Raw genomic sequence first — 20,895 nt, forward strand, 5'->3', positions numbered from 1 at the left:
GTTTAACAGCGATTTCCGAGATCAAGTTCAGCGACGGTTCAATGCATAACGTTCACGATCCGGGATATGGATGACCGCAGGATAGAGGCGCTGGATTTTAACCACATACTGCTGAGTTTCACGATAAGGCGGAATCCCGCGATAACGGTCTACGGCTTTTTCACCGGCGTTATACGCAGCCGAAACCAGATCAATCCGCCCCTGATAACGATCCAGCAGCAGGCGCAGATAGCGCACGCCGCCTTTGACGTTCTGGCTGACATTGAAAACATCCTGCACATTAAAACGTGCAGCAGTTCCCGGTATCAGCTGCATCACGCCCATCGCCGATTTGGGCGAAACCGCATACGTTTGCAAGCGCGATTCGACCATCGCGATGCTCAGCGCAAAATTCGGATCGACTCCGTGCCAGCGGGCGATCTGCTCGATAATCCGCGCGGTTTTTTTCTGCTCCCGACTGAAGGTCAGCGACTGAACCGCGCCAAAGTAAAAGCGCGATTTTTCAGGTTGCACCGCAGACAGCACGCAGGGCGGCAGCTGACGCTGCTTGAGCAAAATCGTATCGAGCATTTCCTGCGCCTGCCTATGTCCCTGTTCGGCAGCCGTTGAAAACAGGCTGGCCGCAGCCTGCCGGTTTTCCGGTACACCCAAGCCAAAGGCATACAGCACGCCGAGGCGGTATTGCGCCTCGATATTGCCGTGTCTGGCCTGCTCGCAATAATGCACCGCCGCTTTCCAGGGGTTGCTCGACTCCAGATCGACACGGGGCTCGAACACGCTCTCGCCCGCCTGCGCCAGCGTTCCCGCAGTCAGCAAGCAGATCAGAGCAAAGAATAAATATCGACAAATCAAAGACATAATCATTGACCAGTCATGCACGTACCGATCTTTCCAGCTTATTCCGATATGGATCAAATTGCAGCTTGGCAAGACCAATGGTCGGTTTGAACGGCTGAAAATTCGGCAACAAAATCCGGAAAATAGCCAGCACATCGAGCCTTGCAACAATAAAAGTTACAGACCATTCAGACAAAATATGTTCTGATTGCGCTGCTTTTCTTATGAACAGGATCAAATCAGGCATGAAACAAGGCATTCTTTCGGCTTTACTGGCCATCAGCATTTCTGGCTGCGCCAATATGACTCCCGAACAGCAAGGCGCTTTGATCGGCGCGGTTGGCGGCGCGGTCGGTGGCGCGGTCATCAGCAAAACGACCGGCGGCAAACATACTGCGCGTGATGCCGCAATCGGTGCCGCCATTGGCGGAGTGGCCGGTTACGCCTGGTCATCGCATATGGAAAAACAGCGCAAGGAAATGGAAGCAGCGGCCAAAGGCACTGGCATTGAAGTGAGCAAAACGGCCAATAACGAGCTGAAAATCGACGTGCCAAGCGATTTTTCTTTTGATACCGGCAAATACGCGATCAAGCCGAATATGCGTCCGGTGCTCGACAAGCTCGGTCAAACACTCAACCAGAACCCGGTCACGCTGGTTCGCATCATCGGCCACACCGACAGCACCGGCAGCGACGCCATCAATAACCCGCTGTCAGTCAACCGTGCCGCTGCGGTGCAAAGTTATCTGGCTAATCGCGGCGTCGCGTACAACCGCATGATGACCGAAGGTCGCGGCTCGCGCGAGCCGGTTGCCAGCAATAGCAGCGCAGCAGGTCGCGCGCAAAATCGCCGCGTCGAGATTTTTGTCGCCGAACCAGTACAGCAATAATTCACCAGTTCAATGCAGAAAACTGCAGCCCACTTCGGTGGGCTTATTTATTTAATTGATTTAAAAATCATTCACTTAATCAAAATCAAGCCACAGTAAACCAAGCCTTGAATTTCATGCGGATGGCATCCATGTATGGGTTAATCAACCGAATACCTGGAGTCGCAAAATGCGTATCGACAAACTCACGACCAAGTTTCAACAAGCGCTCGCTGACGCGCAAAGCATGGCTTTTGCCAATGACAATGCCTATATCGAGCCACAACACCTGCTGCTCGCGCTGCTGAACGACAATGATTCAGGCGCAGCCGCCCTGCTCGCCCGCGCTGGCGTCAACGTCCATCCGCTTAAATCGGCACTCGAAAGCGCCGTTCAGCGCCTGTCGAAAATCCAGGGCGGCGACGGTGATATTACCGTTGGTAAAGATCTAGGCCGCCTGCTCAATCAAACCGACAAAGCAGCGATGCAGCGCAATGATCAGTTTATTTCCAGCGACCTGTTCCTGCTCGCGCTCGCTGACGACAAAGGCGAAACTTCACGACTGCTGAAAGAAAACGGCGGTAAGAAAGAAGCCATCGCTGCTGCGGTCGATGCCGTTCGCGGCGGTGAAAACGTCAGCAGTGCTGACGCCGAGCAACAGCGCGAAGCACTGAGCAAATACTGTCTCGACCTGACCGAACGCGCTCGCGCTGGCAAGCTCGATCCGGTGATTGGCCGCGACGACGAAATCCGCCGCGCGATTCAGGTTTTGCAACGCCGCACCAAAAATAACCCCGTGCTGATTGGTGAGCCCGGCGTCGGTAAAACGGCGATTGTCGAAGGCCTCGCGCAGCGCATTATCAATGGCGAAGTGCCAGAATCACTCAAGCATAAGCGGGTATTGTCTCTGGACCTAGCTGCGCTGCTGGCTGGCGCGAAATACCGGGGGGAGTTTGAAGAGCGCCTGAAAGCCGTTCTGAATGAACTCGCGAAAGACGAAGGCAATAACATCGTCTTTATCGACGAGCTGCACACGCTGGTTGGCGCGGGCAAGGCCGAAGGCGCGATGGACGCCGGTAATATGCTCAAACCTGCGTTGGCACGCGGCGAGCTGCATTGCATCGGCGCGACGACACTCGACGAATATCGAAAATACATCGAAAAAGACGCCGCGCTCGAACGCCGTTTCCAGAAAGTGCTGGTCGGCGAGCCTAGCGTTGAAGACACGATTGCGATCCTGCGCGGCCTGCAGGAAAAATACGAAATCCACCACGGCGTCGATATTACCGACCCGGCGATTGTCGCTGCGGCAGAGCTTAGCCACCGCTACATTACCGACCGCTTTCTGCCCGATAAAGCCATCGACTTGATCGACGAAGCGGCGGCCAAGATCAAAATGGAAATCGACTCCAAACCGGAAGTGATGGATAAGCTCGACCGCCGCATCATCCAGCTCAAAATCGAACGCGAAGCGGTTAAACGCGAGAAAGACGAAGCGAGTAAAAAACGCCTCGGTTTGATTGAAGAGGAAATCGCCAAGCTCGACAAAGAATATTCCGATCTGGAGGAAATCTGGAAAGCCGAAAAAGCCAGCGTGCTCGGCAGCCAAGCGATTCGTGAGGAAATCGAAAAGCTGAAAAACCAGATGGAATCCCTCAAACGTGCGGGCGAATGGCAAAAAGTATCCGAGTTGCAGTACGGCGAACTTCCGGCGCTGGAAGCCAAGCTGAAAGCGGCCGAGTCATCCGAAAGTGGTGCTGCGTCGAGTGCGAACAAACTGCTTCGCACGCAGGTCGGCGCAGAAGAAATCGCCGAAGTCGTCAGCCGCGCGACCGGTATTCCGGTCAGCAAAATGCTGCAAGGTGAGCGTGAAAAACTGTTGCATATGGAAGATGTGCTGCACGCGCGCGTTGTCGGTCAAGACGAAGCCGTTCGCCTCGTATCAGACGCGATCCGCCGTTCGCGCGCCGGGCTGGGCGACCCGAACCGGCCGTATGGCTCATTCCTGTTTTTAGGGCCAACGGGTGTCGGTAAAACCGAGCTGTGCAAAACGCTGGCGAATTATCTGTTCGACTCGGAAGAGCACATGATCCGCGTCGATATGTCCGAGTTTATGGAAAAACACTCGGTCGCGCGGCTGATCGGCGCGCCGCCGGGATACGTTGGCTATGAGGAAGGCGGTTATTTGACCGAGCTGGTACGCCGCAAACCGTATAGCGTGATTCTGCTTGATGAAGTCGAAAAAGCGCATCCGGATGTGTTCAATATCCTGTTGCAAGTGCTTGACGATGGCCGCCTGACTGATGGCCAAGGCCGTACGGTGGACTTCAGAAATACCGTCGTCGTAATGACGTCGAACCTGGGCAGCGATCATATCCAGCGCCTGGCCGATTCGGATTATCAGGTGATCAAGCTGGCGGTAATGGCCGAAGTCAAAACGCATTTCCGCCCCGAGTTTGTCAACCGGATCGATGAAGTCGTCGTCTTCCACGCGCTGGCGCAGCAGCATATTCGCAATATCGCCAAGATCCAGCTCGAAAAACTGGTTGGCCGGCTGGCGCAGCTGGAAATCGGCATGGACATCAGCGATGCCGCGCTCGATCTGATTGCCGAAGCGGGCTTTGATCCGGTTTATGGCGCAAGGCCGCTCAAACGCGCGATCCAGAGCGAGCTGGAAAACGTGTTGGCCAAACGGATTCTGGCCGGTGATTTTGCCGCCAAAGATACGATACGGATTGACGTAAAAGACGGCGTTATGCAGTTTGGCAAGGCCTGATTCCGGCTCTGACAACAAAAGCCCGCCAGCTGGCGGTAATGCTGTTCACTGAAGGAATTTGACTTTAGCTCCCCCTCGCCAGCCCCCGAAGTGGAGTTGTAAAAGGGGGATTGAGGGGGATTTGACGATATTTCAAGCGCCAAAGAAGCCCAAGCAGAGCCAAATCCCCCCTAGCCCCCCTTCGTCGAAGGGGGAACTTACAACGTATCGGCTTAAGTGAACGGTATTAGCCAGATGGCGGGTTTTTTGTTGATCTAATTTTTTGGAATCGTTCGCACGGGCCGCACGCTGTTTTTATTCGATGGGCCACGCGAATTATCGCTCTCGAGCGATGGGCTGCTGACCGATCCGCCACCGGCCGGCGCTGGCGCGTCATCCATGCTGGAAACTGCACCGCCGGGACTATTGTCCTGATAGGCCGGAACAAACTGCCGCGGCGGAATTTTGACCGTGCTGACGCTGCCCTGCTCCTGCAACGGCACTTCGACCCCGGCGCAAGGCAGGTCGGAATAAACGTAGCGACCTTTCGCGTCACGGCACTTGAACAGCTCGGCTGACGCCGGCTCGGCCAACAGCAGCGCGGACAAAAGCAGCAATAACAGACGGGATTTCATGATGATGCCCCCCAATCAATCCACACTCCAGCGTGGCCGAGGCTTTGCGCTTTGGCGAGCGGCTTTGCCGCTCAGGCCTGCCAGACGGTCAGATGATCAATTGCAAACTGCGACCCTCATATACCATGCAAGGTATACAACTGCAGAGCAATTTACAAAACACCTGCAGCCATATACCCATCAAGCTATCAGCGCATTTTAAAATCCCGTATCATCGCCTGCTCCTTGTTCGCGCCTGAATTCATGCATACGCTGCAACAACTGCAAAGTGGCCAGCTCGCTGGCATGACTCGCCTTGACCTCGGCTGCAATCTGAGCCAATTTCCGCGCGAAATTTTCGAGTTGGCCGATACGCTGGAAGTGCTCAATCTGTCCGGCAACCAGCTATCGACCCTGCCCGACGATTTGCCGCGCCTGAAAAAACTGAAAATCATTTTCTGCTCGAATAATGATTTCACCGAATTACCCGCTGTGCTCGGGCAATGCGAGCAACTGGAAATGATCGGCTTTCGCGCCAACCGGATTCAAACGATTCCGGCAACAGCGCTACCGCTGAGCCTGCGCGCGCTGACGCTGACCGACAATCACATCACGACGCTGCCCGATGAAATCGGGCACTGCGCGCAACTGCAAAAACTGATGCTGGCCGGCAACCGGCTGACCGCGCTGCCCGCGAGCCTGGCCGGATGTAGCCAGCTCGAATTGATCCGCATCGCGGCGAACCGCTTTGCTGCGCTGCCCGAAGTCGTGCTGCATTTGCCCCGACTCGCCTGGCTGGCTTACGCCGGCAACCCTTTCTGCGCAGAACTGGAACGCCGCGCAGCCATGCACCAGATAGACTGGAACGAGCTGGAAATCGGCGTAAAACTTGGCGAAGGCGCTTCGGGGCAGATTTATCAGGCTAGACACGGAGCAAACCATGTCGCGGTCAAACTGTTCAAATCGGCCGTCACCAGCGATGGCATCCCGCACTGCGAAATCGCCGCCAGCCTCGCCGCGGGCGCACACCCGAACCTGATTGCAGTGCACGGCCAAATCGCCAACCATCCCGAAGGCAGCGACGCGCTGGTACTCGATCTGATCGCGCCAAACTACACCCCGCTCGCCCAGCCCCCCAGTCTGGCCTCGTGCACGCGAGATATTTATCACGCATCAACAACATTTACGCCAGCACAAGCCGAAGCCATTTACGAGGGTATTGCCTCAGCAGTCAATCACATCAATAGTCGTGGACTGATACATGGTGATGTATATGCACATAATGTGTTATGCAATCAGGACGGTGGCGCGCTGCTCGGTGATTTTGGCGCAGCGTCGTTTTGCAGCCCGGTGCATCGGCAAGCCTTGCTCGAAATCGAGCAGCGCGCGCTGGCGCATTTGCACGCCGAATTGTCAGCACGCACAATCTGAGGTCGCGAGCACCTGCATGCCGCTCAGCTCGCCACAACCAACGGTGAAGGCAATCGCCAGATAAGGCTTCGTTGCTGCTGCAACTGGTGTAATAAGATAGGTAGACGCCGGAAATTCTTATCTGCCATCGCCTTGCTGCGGAGTTTCATGATGCCTTTGCCACGCCAAATCGAGCACGCCCTGAAACAGCTGTCGTTCAAACGCATACTGCTGCTGGTTTTTTTGCTGCTTCAGGCGGCGAGTGCGGCGATCTACTTGCAGATTGAACGCAAACAGATCGAAGAAAGTACCGCCACAATCATTCAAAACACGACGGCTTTGCACGTCAAAAATATTCAGTTGTTAGGGCATTTGATCCGCAGGCAGCTGCTGGCCATTGGTGAATCCCATTTTCTGGCACAGACCATGAATACCGAAAGTCTGATGCATGAATTGCAGGCCGAATGGCTCGATGCGGTATTTATTCTGGATTCATCGGGCGCACTGCTCCGCGAAGGCAGCCTGTTTCCGCTAGAACAGTTACTCGATCCGGAGGTCATACAAAGCCGCTCTTTCGCCAAAGCCCCCTTTCTTCGCCTTTTTCAAACCAAAGGCAACGCAGCCAGCGTCATTTTTATCCAGCGCCCCGGACACGAGCAAATCGGCAATGGCGGCATGATGTTTTCTCACGCGATCATCAACAAACACAATGGCCAGCTGCTGGGCTATGTTGTCGGCTTTTTCAGCAACCGCACGCTGGACAATATCCTGGTGAGCAATGCCCGGCGCTCTGGCGTCACGCTTGGCAGTCTGGGCGCACTGGTCATTTACGACACAGCAAACAATAAGCTGCTTTATTCATCACTGGCCTCGACGCTGAAACCGGGAGATCCGTTCCTGCCACGGCAACTGACTGACAGCCCGTACTCAACCACGATCAAACATTACATTTCCCCGCAGGATAACCGGGAAAGGCTGGGCGCTTTCGCGCCCATCAATAACGGCTGGTCGCTGGTGATCGGAATGGCATCCGACGAGTATCTGTCGAGCTGGCATATTCAGGTGGCGGTCAGCGTCGCTGTTTTGCTGTTTATGGCAACACTCCAGTGGATGTTGGTCAATTTCATCCACCGTTTCCAGATGCAGCGCGATCAGCTTGAATACGATGCGCTGCATGACCCGCTCACCGGGCTGGCCAACCGTCGCAGTTTCGATTTCTGGGCCAATACGGCGGTCAGCCGGTCAAAACGGTATATGCAGCCACTGACCTTGCTGGCACTGGATCTGGATCATTTCAAACGGGTCAATGATACCTACGGCCATGACGCCGGAGACGCCGTGCTGACCCGGGTCGCCGAAACATTGCGCACGGTTTTGCGCGAATGCGATCTTCCGGCCCGCTTCGGCGGCGAGGAATTTATCGTCGCGCTGCCACAAACCCCGCTCCCGGAAGCTGCACTGGTGGCCGAACGGATCCGGGCGGCCATTCAGGAGCTGGTGATTTATACCAGCGGCCAGACCCTGCAATGCACGGTCAGCATCGGCGTGGCGCTGGTCAACGGACAGGCGATCGAGGCGGCGCTCAAGGAAGCGGACGCGGCGCTATATCAGGCAAAAGAGGCAGGTCGGAATTGCGTGATCGCACTGCGAGCAGACGCCGACAAAAACGACGAAATACCGCGGGAAAAATGAAGCTGACTGCGGTGCACGGCCAAACGCTGATCACCCCGAAGGCAGCGACGCGCTGCTGTTTGATCTGATCGCGCCGCATTACCGCAATCTAGCCGCGCCGCCGAGTCTGGCCTCGTGCACACGAGATATTTATCACGCAGCAACGACATTTACGCAGTGCAAGCCGAAGCCATTTACGATGGGTATTGCCTCAGCAGTCAATCATATCAACATCTATGGGTTAATACATGGCTAGGTATGTGCGATCGGCCACGTGTGAATCAACATGCGATTGAAGCAATACCTCCGAATTCGCTTCGCTCTTTCGGAGCTACGAGTTCTCAGGTAATGTGTTAGTTATGTTGGTCATTAGCTACAAAGTGTCATATTCATTAAATTGAAAAACAAGGTTCCAATAAAAATGAAGAGCGTAGCATTAGTAATTATAGTTGCATGTTCATTGGCGATAGGATTTTATGTGGGCGCTACTGAATATAAGGATGCATTTTCAGGGATCAAATGGACTGACGTAGGTACATTCCTTGTGACTTTCTTTGGCGTTATTTTTGGGTTCTATACTTATTTTCAGTGGTTAAATAACAAGTACAAAGAAGATGCCTATTTGGCCGCCAAGAAATACATAGCTTCAATAGATGAAATAGAAGAGCAGTTGGATGAGTTGCTTTTCCAATACAATCACATATGTCCAGCGGCGGGTTTAGTAGTAGAAAATATTGATATATCACTTGGGCGCATTAAGCACTTAGACAGTGTATGCAATTTATTATATCAAGCCCGCAGAAATCTAAACAAGTCGCATCGTGAATTGGAATTTTGGAATGTTTTTCTCACAAATGAATACACAAAAAAACATCTAGAGATAAATAAAGCACTAGCTAATATTAGCAGCATTTCTTACACACTTAACAATCAACTTTTTCACTTTATTAAAAGTGGCATGGAGAATACAAGTGATGTTACTCAACACAAATCCCGACTTGACGAGGAATGCAGGTTAATGCACAAATACACGCAAGAGCGCATTCAAAAAGGATTTCAAGTCATATTTGAATTCAATAAATAATAAAATATGTACTTAATTTCCAATGAACAAGAGTCCGTTATGGGCCGAATACCGCCACCCAAACCGACAGGCATCCAGCTCCGTAGCAGCCACAAAAAAGCCCGCTTTCGCGGGCTTTTTTCAATGAAACTGAACCGATCACGCGGCGACCGCGCGGCGGCGGAATAGCGGGTTGGGCTGGTCTACGCTTGACTGGTAAAACTCGGTGAAGTCGTCAATGCCTTTGGCCGCTTCAACGATGTCTTTGTCGCTGCGAACGTCAAAAGCATTAAAGCCACAACGCGCCAGATAGTTGATCGTGTCCTTGAACACATCGCCAACGGCGCGTAATTCGCCTTTAAAGCCATAGCGCTCGCGCAGCAGGCGGCCAATCGAGAAACCACGGCCATCGGTGAAGGCCGGGAAATCGCAGGCAATCATCGCAAAGGTATTGGCGTCAACTGGCAGACTTTCCGGCTCGTCGTCCGGCGCGAAGCAGACTGCGACTTCACGGCCAGCGAGTTCATCGCGCCCAGCTTGCGTTGCATATAGTCCTAGCCAGTATTGGTATGGAAGCAGCACTGCGCCTGACTCAGGAACAGATACCCCACCTTCTTCGTCAGCCACAACGCGAATCCAGCGGTTATCGACGATGTCGCGATTAACGATTACTTGACGAGGTGTCGCCGCTTGAGACATTGATTGATCAGACATCGGCTTTCTCCTTGCGATTGGGTTTACCTTCGTACACTTTGGCTTTGAACGGCTCGGAGCCGATGCGATCGTAAACGTCGATAAAACGCTCGTCGCCTTCGCGGTTGGCAACAAAGACATTGATGATTTTCTCGATCACGTCGGGCATTTCTTCCTGCGCGAACGATGGGCCGAGTACCTTGCCGATCTGCGCATCGCGCCCCTGACGGCCACCCATCGAGACCTGATACCACTCGGAACCGTTTTTATCGACGCCGAGAATCCCGATATTGCCGATATGGTGATGGCCGCAGGCGTTCATGCAGCCCGACATATTCATGTCGATTTCGCCCAGATCGTGCAGGTAATCCAGATCGTCGAAACGCTCCTGAATTGCCAGCGCAATCGGGATCGATTTGGCGTTCGCCAGCGAGCAGAAATCGCCGCCCGGGCAGCAGATCACATCGGTCAGCAGGCCGATATTCGGCGTTGCAAAACCGATGCGTTTGGCCTCAATCCACAGCGCAAACAGTTCGGACTGCTTCACGTCGGCGAGGATCAGATTCTGGCCGTGCGAGACGCGCAATTCGCCAAAGCTGAAACGGTCGGCCAGATCGGCTGCGGCGTCGAGCTGGGCTGAGGTCGCGTCGCCCGGCGCAATGCCGTGTTTTTTCAGGCTCAGCGTCACCGCTGCGTAGCCGGCTTTCTTGTGACCGAAAGCATTGAGTTCAACCCAGCGTGCGAAGGCCGGGTTTTCGGCTTTCTGGCTGGTGAATCCGGCATCGTCGCCAGCGAAGTTCTCGTACGCTGGCTCGGTAAAGAACTGGTGATTGCGCGCGATTTCGTCTTGCGTCAGCGTCATCGGGCCGCCCTTGCTGAACGCCCATTCCTGCTCGACTTTGGCGGCAAATGCTTCGGGCGTCATTGCTTTGACCAGAATCTTGATCCGCGCCTTGTATTTGTTGTCGCGACGACCGTAGCGGTTGTAGACGCGCAATACGGCGTCGAGATAAGACAGCAAATGTTCTTGTTCGAGGAAAGGCTTGATCAGGCTGCCGATCATCGGTGTACGACCCAGACCACCGCCGACGTAAACTTCAAAACCAACGACACCAGCTTCGTTTTTGACGACATTGATACCAATGTCGTGCACCAGAATCGCAGCGCGGTCTTCGACCGAGCCATTGACGGCGATTTTGAATTTACGCGGCAGGTGAGCGAACTCGGGGTGGAAAGTCGACCACTGACGGATGATTTCGCACCATGCGCGCGGGTCGATCAGCTCGTCGTGCGCGACGCCGGCGAACTGGTCGCTGGTGGTATTGCGGATGCAGTTACCCGAAGTCTGAATCGCGTGCATCTGAACCGAAGCGAGTTCAGCCAGAATCTCGGGAACGTCTTCAAGTTTCGGCCAGTTGTACTGAATATTCTGGCGCGTCGTGAAGTGGGCGTAGTCTTTATCGTATTTACGCGCGATTTCGGCCAGTTTGCGCATCTGGCGGCTGCTCAGATGACCGTAGGGAATCGCAACGCGCAGCATCGGCGCATGGCGCTGGATGTACAGGCCGTTTTGCAGACGCAGGGGGCGGAATTCATCATCGGTCAACTCGCCAGCCAGATAGCGGCGGGTTTGGTCGCGGTATTGCGCTACGCGCTGATCCACGATTTTCTGGTCGTAATCGTCGTAAATATACATTGCTGTTTCGATCTCGCTGTTTCAATCACGGAAGACGTGCTGGTAGCCGGCAATCATACCAGCCCCGCCATATGCAGGAGAACGATTATTTTTGAATATGAACCTGCCTCTTAGTTCTAAGGAGACGCTGATTTACTCAAAAACCGATTGAACCACAGAGGCACAGAGACGCAGAAAAATCACAGCTTTAGACTCTTTCGCGTTTGATCTGCATGCAAAGGCGTTTTACTGGTTTTCTCCGTGCCTCCGTGTCTCTGTGGTCGATGTTTTTTTGATTTTTAGTGAATCAATCAACCCTAAGCACGGCACCTTCCCCTATCTGAAGCCCCCAAGCAGGCCAAGCCTATTTCCCGCTGGCAGGCAATCCTCGTTTGTCATGATGCAGATCAGGATTGTCTTACATAGGCACTGGGTTTAATCTTGCGGCTTCACAAGATTCAATCCAAAGAACGCCCGCCATGAGCAGCCGCCAAGCCATTCACCGCCTTGACTATACTCCCCCATCGTATCTGATTGACCGCGTTGATCTGACTTTCGATCTGGACGATACCCAGACCAAAGTCACTTCACGTCTGATCATGCGCCGCAATGCGGGCGTGGCGGCAGGCTCACCGCTGGTACTGCATGGCGAGGAGTTGCGGCTTGAGAGCATCAAACTCGATGGTGCGCCATTGCCAAAGGATGCGTATCAGGTCGATGAAAACACGCTGACCATTGCCGACATGCCCGAAGACGGCATTCTGGAAATCGACACGCTGATCGATCCGGCCAGCAACACCAGCCTGATGGGGCTGTATCAATCCAACGGTAATTTCTTTACCCAGTGCGAAGCCGAGGGCTTCCGCAAAATCACCTATTACCTCGACCGCCCCGACGTGATGGCCAAATTCACGACGACGATCATCGCCGACAAGGCCAAATATCCGGTGCTGCTGTCCAATGGCAATCGCGTCGGCGCCGGCACGCTCGACAAAAACCGCCACTGGGTCAAATGGGTCGATCCGTTCAAGAAACCGGCGTATCTGTTCGCACTCGTTGCCGGCAAACTGGTCGTGCTGTCCGGCACGCACAATACGCAGTCAGGTCGCACGATCAATATCGAGATTTATGTCGAACCGGGCAATCTGGATCGCTGCCACCACGCGCTCGCTGCGGCACAAAAATCAATGGCGTGGGACGAAGAACGCTTTGGCCTTGAGTATGACCTCGACACGTATATGATCGTCGCGGTCAGCGACTTTAATATGGGCGCGATGGAAAACAAGGGGCTGAATATTTTCAACACCAAGTACGTGCTCGCCAAACCGGAAACGGCAACCGACGTCGATTTTGACGGCATCGACGCTGTCGTCGCACACGAATATTTCCACAACTGGACCGGCAACCGCGTGACGTGTCGCGACTGGTTCCAGCTCTCGCTCAAGGAAGGGCTGACGGTCTACCGCGATCAGGAATTTTCCAGCGACATTGGCTCGCGTGCCGTACAGCGCATCAGCAATGTCCGCGCATTGCGCACCAGCCAGTTTGCCGAAGACGCGGGCCCGCAGGCGCATCCGGTACGCCCTGACGAATATCTGGAAATCAATAATTTCTACACGATGACGATTTATGAAAAAGGCAGCGAAGTCGTGCGGATGTACGAAACGCTGCTCGGTCGTGAAGGTTTCCGCCTTGGAATGGATCTGTATTTCAAACGTCACGACGGTCAGGCGGTAACTTGCGACGATTTTCGCGCGGCGATGGCTGACGCGAACAATGTCGATCTGGAACAGTTCGAACGCTGGTACAGCCAGGCAGGAACCCCCAGGGTATCAGCCTCTGGCGTCTACAACGCTGGCGCGCAGACCTATACCCTCACCCTCAAGCAGTCGTGCGCACCGACGCCGGGGCAAACTCAAAAGCTGCCGTTCCATATTCCGGTCGCCATCGGGCTGATCGACCGCCGTGGGCAGGATCTGCCACTCCAATTGGTTGGCGAGCCGGAAAGCACCGCAACAACGCGCGTCTTGCAACTGCGCGAGCCTGAGCAGACCTTCACTTTCATCAACGTGCCATGCCTGCCGGTGCCGTCCTTGCTGCGCGATTTTTCCGCGCCGGTCGTGCTCGAATACGACTACAGCGACGACGATCTGGCTTTCCTGATGGCGCATGACAGCGATGCCTTTGCCCGCTGGGAAGCGGCCAATACCTTGGCGTGCAAACTGATCAAACAGCTCTATGCGCAAGACGCTGCGCTGCCGCTCGCGGCGCCGGACAACTTTATTGCAGCGTATCGCAAGCTGATCGCCAAACCGGCCGGCGAAGCGCTCGACCCGGCGCTGATCGCACTGATGCTGCAATTGCCGCAAGAAAATTACCTGCTCGAACAGCTCTCCGACGTTGACCCAACACGTTTGGCATTCGTATGCCAGAGCATCAAACAGCAAATCGCCCGCGAGCTGCGGCAGGAATTGCTCGCCGCCTACCAGCAACTGAACGACGGAACACCGTATCACTACAACGGCGAACAGGTCGCGCGCCGCAGCCTGAAAAATGTCTGTCTCGATTACCTGGCCGAACTCGACGAAGCCATGGTCGGTAGCCTGCTCGCCGACCAGTACCGCAAAGCGGATAACATGACCGACCGGCTGGCCGCGCTCAAGGCGCTGGTCAATCGCACAGGCGGCGACGGCGCCGAAACGCAACTCGCCGACTTTGCCGGACAATGGATAGACGACGCGCTGGTGATGGATAAATGGTTTACGCTGCAAGCGACCAGCCGCCGCCAGGGCACGCTCGGGCGCGTGCAAAGCCTGCTCAACCACCACGCGTTTTCCTTAAAAAACCCGAACAAGGTACGCGCGCTGATTGCGGCATTCTGCCTGCAGAACCCGCAGCATTTCCACGCCGCCGACGGCTATGCCTACGCCTTTGCCGCCGAGCAGATCATCGCGCTCGACGCAATCAACCCGCAAATCGCCGCACGGCTCGCGAGCTGCTTTAACCGCTGGAGCAAAATCGAACCCAAGCGCCGCGAACTGATGAAGCAGGAACTCGAACGCATCCGCGACCACGAAGGCTTGTCGTCGGATACGTTTGAGATTGTCAGCAAGGCGCTGGCGGGCTGATTGTCACTGGGTTGTTAGCGGTAATGTTCAGATTTTTTGTTGATGCTGTGCCACGCTCGTCGAGCCGGGGCTTAAAAAACCCCGTCCAAGCAGGCCTAGTGAGGCGCAAGACAAATGGCTTTATCGTTTGGCTCGCAACGAGAGAGGGTACGGCGGAGCCGACTGCGCCGGGTTGCCTTTCTTTGCTTACTTTCTTTGGGGACGGAGCTAAATAACATCCCAAAGAAAGTAAGTCCCCGTCGCGGATTGCGACTGTAAACAGCCGTGCCGCAGACACTTGAAACCATCAACACATAATCTGAACACAACCTTGTTAGCAGGGGTATTTGACTGCAGGTCAATATTAAATTGATCTGCAGTCAAATACCCTTAATTAATTCGGCGGGATAGCACCGTAGATTCGATTAGCGCCGCGTAATCGGACGCATGCTGCAAAGCATCCGAATTCGCTTCGCTCTTTCGGCGCGACATAATCGGGTCAATTATTCTTGATTGGCGGAATAGCTCAACGATGCGCGCTTGGCACCATGGCGCTTTGCCGCATACATCCGCAGGTCAGCGCAAGTCAGCAGTTGCAGCTCATTCAGGCCATCATCCGGATAGCTGGCAACACCGACGCTAGCAATCACGGTAATCGAGCTGGTATCGCCTTCCATAGCGACTGGCATACTGATCTGTGCGGCCAACTTATCGGCCACGCCCTGAGCCATGACGGCATTGGTGTTGTCCAGCAGGACGACAAACTCATCGCCACTCAGGCGCGCAACCATATCCATCTGGCGCACACCGGCGCTCAGCCGCCGAGCCACCTCTTGCAGCAATCGGTCTCCGGCGGCGTGTCCGTAGCAATCGTTAATTGCTTTAAAACCGTTCAGATCAAGAAACAGCAAGGAAAACGGGCTGTGTTCGCGCTGCGCGCGGGCGATGGCGTTGCCAATTCGCTCGGCCAGCAGCACGCGGTTGGGCAGCTGGGTGAGCTCGTCGTACAAAGCCATCCGCTTGAGTTGTTCCTGCATCGTTTTGTATTCGATGGCAGAAGCAACCTGAGTGGATACAAACTGCAATAGTTCGAGATCCTGTTTATCGTAGCTCACGCCACCTTCATAGCTGCCCAAGGCCAGCACGCCAAATGTGCCGCGCTCCGCACTCAAAGGCACACCCAGCCAGCTAGTCAGCCTGCGGCCATCAGCATGCGCAGCTGCATCGGACAATTGCTCCGGCTCATTGAGCAGCAGCGGTTCGCCGGACGTGAGAACCTGGTCGAATATGGCAGAAAGCCCCATCGCCGCAGTGTCATGATTTGCAAGCGGATATGGAAAAACCAGTGCACCGCCTTTGCCGGACTGAATGGCAACCGTGAAGGCAGTGGCCGGCAGCAAAGTGCCAATGATCTGGTGAATTTCTCGATACAGCGCAGGCAGATCGTCGGCCCCGATCACCAACTGGGCAATCGCATACACCGCCGCCTGCATGGACAGGGCGCGCTTGCGGACGGTGACATCCCGCGCAACCGCAATGCGCACCCGTTCGGTTTCCGACCATTTCGCCGACCACATCACATCAACCAGATGACCGTTTTTGTGCACATAGCGGTTTTCAAAACCAACCCACGGCCGACCCGACATGACATTGGCCGCTTCCGCCAGAGTACGCTCACGGTCTTCGGGCGCGACCAGAGTAATCATCTCGCGCCCGATCATTTCTGCCGGGGTATAGCCAAACACCCGCTCGCAACCGGGACTCACATAAACAAAGTGCCCCTGCTCGCTCACCACACACACGGCATCCAGCAGCTGGTTCAAGATGCTGGTGAGCAGCGAAGAATGCTTGACTTCCATTTTCATGAGTGTCCAAAAATAAATCGCCACTAGGTCAAAATGCCCAGGGTCTGTTGACGTTTGGTTTAGCAAAGTGCCGACTTTGAGCGCCGTAGTTCTGATTAGCACAGCGTAATCGGACGCATGCTGCAAAGCCTCCGAATTCGCTTCGCTCGTTCGGAGCGGCATGGCTTGATACCTTTATTGGATATTATCTCAAGCCGCGCCAGCACACATGCACGAGTCGATAGAATCGTTTGTCGACACGACCCTGCCCCTCCATACCAAGCCCATTCTCTGCTTGTAAGCATGCCAATCAAATCGATGAATAAATCGTGGTCAAAACGTTCAATCCAGACGTTGCTTGTCGGGTCACTGGCATAATAGAAACGCCCCAGCTTTGAACGAAAGTCATTAACTGAGGGCAGCCTGTCGACGGCCAATTATCTGCCTACTCAGCTTCTAGTACAAAAGTAAGACATCGTATGTGACTGTGAAGCACATGAGCGACTGAGCTAAGCGACCTAGCATAGCCAAAGCTTCAAAAGGCCACAAACCTTCAGTTGGTGGCCTTTATGATTTTTGACTCCTGCCAGAGTAGGGCAGCTTAAGCAGCCAAAACTGCCCGCCTCAACAGGCTGTGATGATTCAAGCCTCAGTGTTGCACGTTGACTGATCGACTCGCTTCAACTTTTCGATATTGAGGATGTGTCTTTCCTCCCAGCAAAGTCCAGTCAATATTCCGCGTGAAATACATCACGAGAGCGAGCAGAGCAAACATCGTCAGGCTACCCATCAGCAAGGCCATGTCTTCCGATTGCAAAATGCCGAACAGCAAACCGTACAAGCCCACCAGTACAGTGGCAAAACCCAGTCCACGACGCCAGCCCGCCAGCACGAAGCTGACGTAATAAGCCTGCAAACCGGCCGAAGCCAGCGCGGCCAGCCAGTAAGCCCGGTTAAAACCGAGATGCTCGGACAGCGACAGCGTCAACAGGAAAAAGATCGCCAGTCCCAAGCCGACCAAACCGTATTGCACCGGATGTACGGCAAGCCGGTGGATGAGCTCCATCAGAAAGACCGCACCGAAAATCAATAGCATAAACAGCTCGGCGTATTTCATCGTTCGCTCGTTGAGCACATAGCGGTCAACCGGATCGATCAGCCGCAAACCGACCCTCGCCGCATTGCAGTTTTCGCTGGCATTGCACTGGGCAGCCTTACTACCACCGGTCGCCAGTTCGCTGGTTTGCCAGCGCGCACTGAAGCGGTCTTTGCCGATGCTGCGCTCCAGCGGCGCAAAATTACCGGCAAAGCTTGGATGCGGCCAGTTGCCCGACAAGGCCACCGTGCTGCTATCGCCCACCGGCTCGATCAATAATTGAGTGCTGCCGCTCAGATTGAGCTTGAAGCTGAAATCAAGCTGTCGGCCTTCGTGCAGCAAAACATCCTGAAGCTTCTGTTCAGCCAGCGACGCATGGACTCCCGCCCCCAGCCGGGCATGCCCGCTGCCCGGAGCAAATTTCAAAGGCTGGCCTGCCGCCACACCCGACAGATGCTGAATGCCACGCACATCGCTCAGGCTAAGCGCTAGATACGGTGCTTGCCAGCGTGTGCTGATCCGTTCGCGATCCGAAGCGGCGCGCGCCTCGTATTGCGTCAAAGCCAGGATCACAAAACGCCCGCTCAATTGCAGCTGGCTGCGGTAAATCGGCGCTTCAAACAGGCCGCGTTTGAGCACTTCGACAGCCAGTTGCCCGCGCGCATCGAATTGATCAGGCGTCAGTACGATCCGGTCTTCGACCGTCGTGTCTTCCCAGTAAGCGGCCTTGTCTTTTGTTGCAGCAATCAGCTTGCTGCTGGTTCGCGTATAAGGCAAAACCAGAAACGGACCGGACAACGTTTGTTCCCCGGCGCTGAATTGCGCAATTTCGGCACGTACCTCGTCAGCGCGCTGTTGCCGCTCGTTCACCAGATCCCGAACCAGTGACAGCACAAACAGCATCGATACCATCAATCCCAGCATAGCCCCCAATTTCATTCCAATTTTCATGACGATCTCCAGAAACAGCCCCATGGCCAATGCGGCGATCATGGCGTGGCAAAATGGAGAGACAATGTGTGAAATGTGGAGATTGTGTGAAGACGCCCAGCCCAATACAACGCAAAAAATCTGATGAATTAAGCCTGCGGTAGCGTGATCACCACGTCAACGCCACGCTCGGCTGCGTTGTCCAGCGTGATGCTGCCGCCATGCAGCTGCACAATCGTTCGCGTCAGCACCAGCCCGAGTCCGGTGCTTTTCTGGCCGCCCGGACGGGGCAGCGAGTAAAAACGGTCAAAGACTTTGGCGATGGCATACTCAGGTATTGCCTCGCCGTCATTATAAATATTGAGCTTCAGCCACATACCCCTGGCATCGCGGTACGATTCAAGTGTCAATGCAATTCGCCCATCGGCGGCGGTAAAGTCCAGCGCGTTCTGCAATACATTGCGGATCGCCTGCCCGAGCAAAAAGGCTTCGCCATACACCGTATCGTCGGCTGCTTCGGTGCGCAATGAAATCTGTCTTTGCGCCCGCAGGCTTTCCAGCGCGGCCAGTTGCTGTTCGATCAGCGCGGTCAGCGAAAACGCCTGCGCCTGCTGCAATTCATGGCGTGCCTCGATCGAAGCCAGTTGCAACAGATAATCGACAATTCGCTGCATCCGCCCTACTTCGGCGTCGATATGCTGCAAGAACCGGGCACGATCGGCCTCGCCCAACTCGTCGTGCAGCACTTCGGCTGAGGCGCGAATTCCGGCCAGCGGCGACTTCAATTCGTGCGTCAATTCATGCACATAGTTTTCGATATACGCTTTGCCATCGAGCTCGTCGCGCATCGCGCCCAGCGCGGCGGCCAGACTGGTCAATTCGCGATTGGCAATAAAACGCGGCACCGCGACACTCTGGCCTACGCTGACATTACGAGCAAAATCGGTCAGTTGCGTGATCCCGCGGCTAAGCCACCACGAAAACAGCGCCCCGGTGCCCAGCCCCAGCAGCAGAACGATCAGCACCAGCCGGGCGAGTTTTTTCTCGCTGCGTTCGATATAGGGCTGCATCACCAGATTCGGCCGGCTAATTGTCAGTACGCCGATCACGCGATCACCATCCCGGATCGGCGCGGCGACGTACATCACCGTCGACAAGGGATTTTTGGGGTCGGCCTGCGTGGTGCGCGCACCGTATTGTCCGCGCAAAGTCAGCGCGACATCGCGCCAGCGGCTGAAATCCGCACCGACGGATTGTTGTGCCGAATCGAGCACGACCACGCCGCGCGCGTCAGTGATATACACGCGCAAATGCGTGCGATCATGTGCCATTCCCCAGACCTCGGCTTGTGGCCGACGCAGGCCAAATTGCGCCAGTGCACTGGCAAAGCGGCCATCGTTCAATTGACCGGCGATGAAATCGGCCTTGACCATTTCGGCAAGCAGATTGGCGCTATCGAGCAGCACTTCTTCGGCTGACTGCCGCATCGCCGGCTTGATCTCGTCGCGTACAACGGTCAAAACATAAACAGCCAGCAGCGCGACCAGCAGAAAATAGCCCAGAAAAATCCGCAAAGAAAACCGCACCGCCATCCTCCCGTTCCCGCGCAGCGCGGAAATCAATGCCTAATCGATCGCCAGCGCGTAACCAAAGCCGCGATGCGTCGCAATCGGATCAAGATCGCTGCGAATCTGGCGCAATTTGGCACGCAGGCTTTTGATATGGCTGTCTATCGTCCGCTCGAAACTGTCTTCGGCCGCATCGCCGAGTACATCGAGTAATTGCGAACGGCTCAAGACGTGTCCCGGATGCGCCAGCAGCGCAACAATCAGCCGGTATTCGCTTGGAGTCAGCACCAGTATTGAGCCAGAGAAGCATACCCGCCTTGCTGCGGCATCGTGAACAAATAAAGCCTGCAGCGGCGCAGCCGGCTCGGCGGCTGCCGGAATCGCAGTATGACTGCGGCTGCGCTTCAGAATGGCGCGAACCCGTGCAGCCACTTCGCGCGGGCTGAATGGCTTGACAACGTAATCGTCGGCCCCCAGCTCCAGCCCCAGAATCCGGTCAAACTCCTCGGCGCGCGCGGTCAGCAACAGAACCGGCATCTCGCTATGCCGGCGCAGGCGTTTAAGCACCTCGAAACCGCTATCGTCAGGCAGCCCCACATCCAGAATCAGCAAATCGGCTGGCAGCCGGATCAGATCGGACTCTCCCTCGCACGCCAGCGAAAAATGGCTCACTTGCCAGCCCTCGCGCCGCAAGGCAAAACCCAGCGTATCCGCAATGGCCGGTTCATCTTCTATTAATACAATTCGGGCAGTCTGGAGCATG

The 20,895-nt window shown here is 55.1% G+C and carries 15 protein-coding genes; 6 read left to right on the top strand and 9 right to left on the bottom strand.

Annotated elements, in window-relative coordinates; translation table 11 throughout:
• Positions 1–27 precede the first annotated feature (27 nt).
• Both ACG2XO_RS01510 and ACG2XO_RS01515 read right to left on the bottom strand, forming a co-directional pair.
• Positions 28–864 (bottom strand): transglycosylase SLT domain-containing protein, encoded by an 837-nt coding sequence (locus ACG2XO_RS01510; RefSeq protein WP_410499081.1) that lies wholly within the window; start codon positions 862–864, stop codon positions 28–30.
• Positions 865–871: 7 nt separating this feature from the next.
• On the bottom strand, positions 872–1,084 hold the full coding sequence (locus ACG2XO_RS01515; protein ID WP_410499082.1) for a hypothetical protein: 213 nt from the start codon (positions 1,082–1,084) through the stop codon (positions 872–874).
• Here ACG2XO_RS01515 and ACG2XO_RS01520 point away from each other — a divergent pair.
• Both ACG2XO_RS01520 and clpB read left to right on the top strand, forming a co-directional pair.
• Positions 1,083–1,727, top strand: a complete 645-nt coding sequence (locus ACG2XO_RS01520) for an OmpA family protein (RefSeq protein WP_410499083.1) — start codon at positions 1,083–1,085, stop codon at positions 1,725–1,727. The two genes, ACG2XO_RS01515 and ACG2XO_RS01520, sit on opposite strands and share 2 nt — an antisense overlap.
• A 169-nt stretch (positions 1,728–1,896) precedes the next feature.
• The gene (gene clpB / locus ACG2XO_RS01525; RefSeq protein ID WP_410499084.1) at positions 1,897–4,482 is read left to right on the top strand and encodes an ATP-dependent chaperone ClpB; all 2,586 of its coding nucleotides are present in this window, start codon (positions 1,897–1,899) and stop codon (positions 4,480–4,482) included.
• A gap of 254 nt (positions 4,483–4,736) precedes the next feature.
• On the opposite strand, the gene ACG2XO_RS01530 is transcribed toward clpB, so the two are convergent.
• Positions 4,737–5,096: a DUF4124 domain-containing protein gene (locus tag ACG2XO_RS01530; protein WP_410499085.1), complete on the bottom strand. Its 360-nt coding sequence runs from the start codon at positions 5,094–5,096 to the stop codon at positions 4,737–4,739.
• Positions 5,097–5,339: 243 nt separating this feature from the next.
• On the opposite strand from ACG2XO_RS01530, the gene ACG2XO_RS01535 reads away from it, so the two are divergent.
• From ACG2XO_RS01535 to ACG2XO_RS01545, 3 genes are all read left to right on the top strand, one after another.
• Positions 5,340–6,506 carry a leucine-rich repeat-containing protein kinase family protein gene (locus tag ACG2XO_RS01535; RefSeq protein WP_410499086.1) on the top strand — a complete coding sequence of 389 codons (1,167 nt, stop codon included), beginning with the start codon at positions 5,340–5,342 and terminating at the stop codon, positions 6,504–6,506.
• Between the two features lie 150 nt (positions 6,507–6,656).
• On the top strand, positions 6,657–8,177 hold the full coding sequence (locus tag ACG2XO_RS01540) for a diguanylate cyclase (protein ID WP_410499087.1): 1,521 nt from the start codon (positions 6,657–6,659) through the stop codon (positions 8,175–8,177).
• A 400-nt stretch (positions 8,178–8,577) separates the two neighbouring features.
• A complete protein-coding gene (locus tag ACG2XO_RS01545) occupies positions 8,578–9,240 on the top strand; it encodes a hypothetical protein (RefSeq protein WP_410499089.1) in 663 nt (220 codons plus the stop codon).
• A gap of 138 nt (positions 9,241–9,378) precedes the next feature.
• Here the strand turns inward: ACG2XO_RS01545 and ACG2XO_RS01550 are convergent, their stop codons facing one another.
• Positions 9,379–9,933: a DUF934 domain-containing protein gene (locus tag ACG2XO_RS01550; protein WP_410499090.1), complete on the bottom strand. Its 555-nt coding sequence runs from the start codon at positions 9,931–9,933 to the stop codon at positions 9,379–9,381.
• Complete coding sequence (locus tag ACG2XO_RS01555; RefSeq protein WP_410499091.1) at positions 9,926–11,608, bottom strand: nitrite/sulfite reductase; 1,683 nt, start codon at positions 11,606–11,608, stop codon at positions 9,926–9,928. Before ACG2XO_RS01555 ends, ACG2XO_RS01550 begins: the two co-directional genes overlap by 8 nt.
• 458 nt (positions 11,609–12,066) lie before the next feature.
• On the opposite strand from ACG2XO_RS01555, the gene pepN reads away from it, so the two are divergent.
• A complete protein-coding gene (gene pepN, locus ACG2XO_RS01560) occupies positions 12,067–14,715 on the top strand; it encodes an aminopeptidase N (protein WP_410499092.1) in 2,649 nt (882 codons plus the stop codon).
• A 482-nt stretch (positions 14,716–15,197) separates the two neighbouring features.
• Here pepN and ACG2XO_RS01565 read toward each other — a convergent pair whose 3' ends face one another.
• From ACG2XO_RS01565 to creB, 4 genes are all read right to left on the bottom strand, one after another.
• On the bottom strand, positions 15,198–16,559 hold the full coding sequence (locus tag ACG2XO_RS01565; RefSeq protein ID WP_410499093.1) for a diguanylate cyclase domain-containing protein: 1,362 nt from the start codon (positions 16,557–16,559) through the stop codon (positions 15,198–15,200).
• A gap of 628 nt (positions 16,560–17,187) precedes the next feature.
• Positions 17,188–18,585, bottom strand: a complete 1,398-nt coding sequence (creD, locus tag ACG2XO_RS01570; protein ID WP_410499094.1) for a cell envelope integrity protein CreD — start codon at positions 18,583–18,585, stop codon at positions 17,188–17,190.
• Positions 18,586–18,713: 128 nt separating this feature from the next.
• A complete protein-coding gene (creC, locus tag ACG2XO_RS01575; RefSeq protein ID WP_410499095.1) occupies positions 18,714–20,150 on the bottom strand; it encodes a two-component system sensor histidine kinase CreC in 1,437 nt (478 codons plus the stop codon).
• A gap of 39 nt (positions 20,151–20,189) precedes the next feature.
• On the bottom strand, positions 20,190–20,894 hold the full coding sequence (gene creB, locus ACG2XO_RS01580) for a two-component system response regulator CreB (protein WP_410499096.1): 705 nt from the start codon (positions 20,892–20,894) through the stop codon (positions 20,190–20,192).
• Position 20,895: the final 1 nt, after the last annotated feature.

The sequence above is a fragment of the Chitinibacter sp. S2-10 genome (assembly GCF_046530675.1).
Classification (GTDB): Bacteria; Pseudomonadota; Gammaproteobacteria; order Burkholderiales; family Chitinibacteraceae; genus Chitinibacter.

What these genes read in the sequence shown, in the direction of transcription:
- ACG2XO_RS01510 (WP_410499081.1), bottom strand. Translation starts at nt 864, where the DNA reads ATGATTATGTCTTTGATTTGTCGATATTTATTCTTTGCTCTGATCTGC.
- ACG2XO_RS01520 (WP_410499083.1), top strand. Translation starts at nt 1,083, where the DNA reads ATGAAACAAGGCATTCTTTCGGCTTTACTGGCCATCAGCATTTCTGGC.
- ACG2XO_RS01515 (WP_410499082.1), bottom strand. Translation starts at nt 1,084, where the DNA reads ATGCCTGATTTGATCCTGTTCATAAGAAAAGCAGCGCAATCAGAACAT.
- clpB (WP_410499084.1), top strand. Translation starts at nt 1,897, where the DNA reads ATGCGTATCGACAAACTCACGACCAAGTTTCAACAAGCGCTCGCTGAC.
- ACG2XO_RS01530 (WP_410499085.1), bottom strand. Translation starts at nt 5,096, where the DNA reads ATGAAATCCCGTCTGTTATTGCTGCTTTTGTCCGCGCTGCTGTTGGCC.
- ACG2XO_RS01535 (WP_410499086.1), top strand. Translation starts at nt 5,340, where the DNA reads ATGCATACGCTGCAACAACTGCAAAGTGGCCAGCTCGCTGGCATGACT.
- ACG2XO_RS01540 (WP_410499087.1), top strand. Translation starts at nt 6,657, where the DNA reads ATGCCTTTGCCACGCCAAATCGAGCACGCCCTGAAACAGCTGTCGTTC.
- ACG2XO_RS01545 (WP_410499089.1), top strand. Translation starts at nt 8,578, where the DNA reads ATGAAGAGCGTAGCATTAGTAATTATAGTTGCATGTTCATTGGCGATA.
- ACG2XO_RS01550 (WP_410499090.1), bottom strand. Translation starts at nt 9,933, where the DNA reads ATGTCTGATCAATCAATGTCTCAAGCGGCGACACCTCGTCAAGTAATC.
- ACG2XO_RS01555 (WP_410499091.1), bottom strand. Translation starts at nt 11,608, where the DNA reads ATGTATATTTACGACGATTACGACCAGAAAATCGTGGATCAGCGCGTA.
- pepN (WP_410499092.1), top strand. Translation starts at nt 12,067, where the DNA reads ATGAGCAGCCGCCAAGCCATTCACCGCCTTGACTATACTCCCCCATCG.
- ACG2XO_RS01565 (WP_410499093.1), bottom strand. Translation starts at nt 16,559, where the DNA reads ATGAAAATGGAAGTCAAGCATTCTTCGCTGCTCACCAGCATCTTGAAC.
- creD (WP_410499094.1), bottom strand. Translation starts at nt 18,585, where the DNA reads ATGAAAATTGGAATGAAATTGGGGGCTATGCTGGGATTGATGGTATCG.
- creB (WP_410499096.1), bottom strand. Translation starts at nt 20,894, where the DNA reads ATGCTCCAGACTGCCCGAATTGTATTAATAGAAGATGAACCGGCCATT.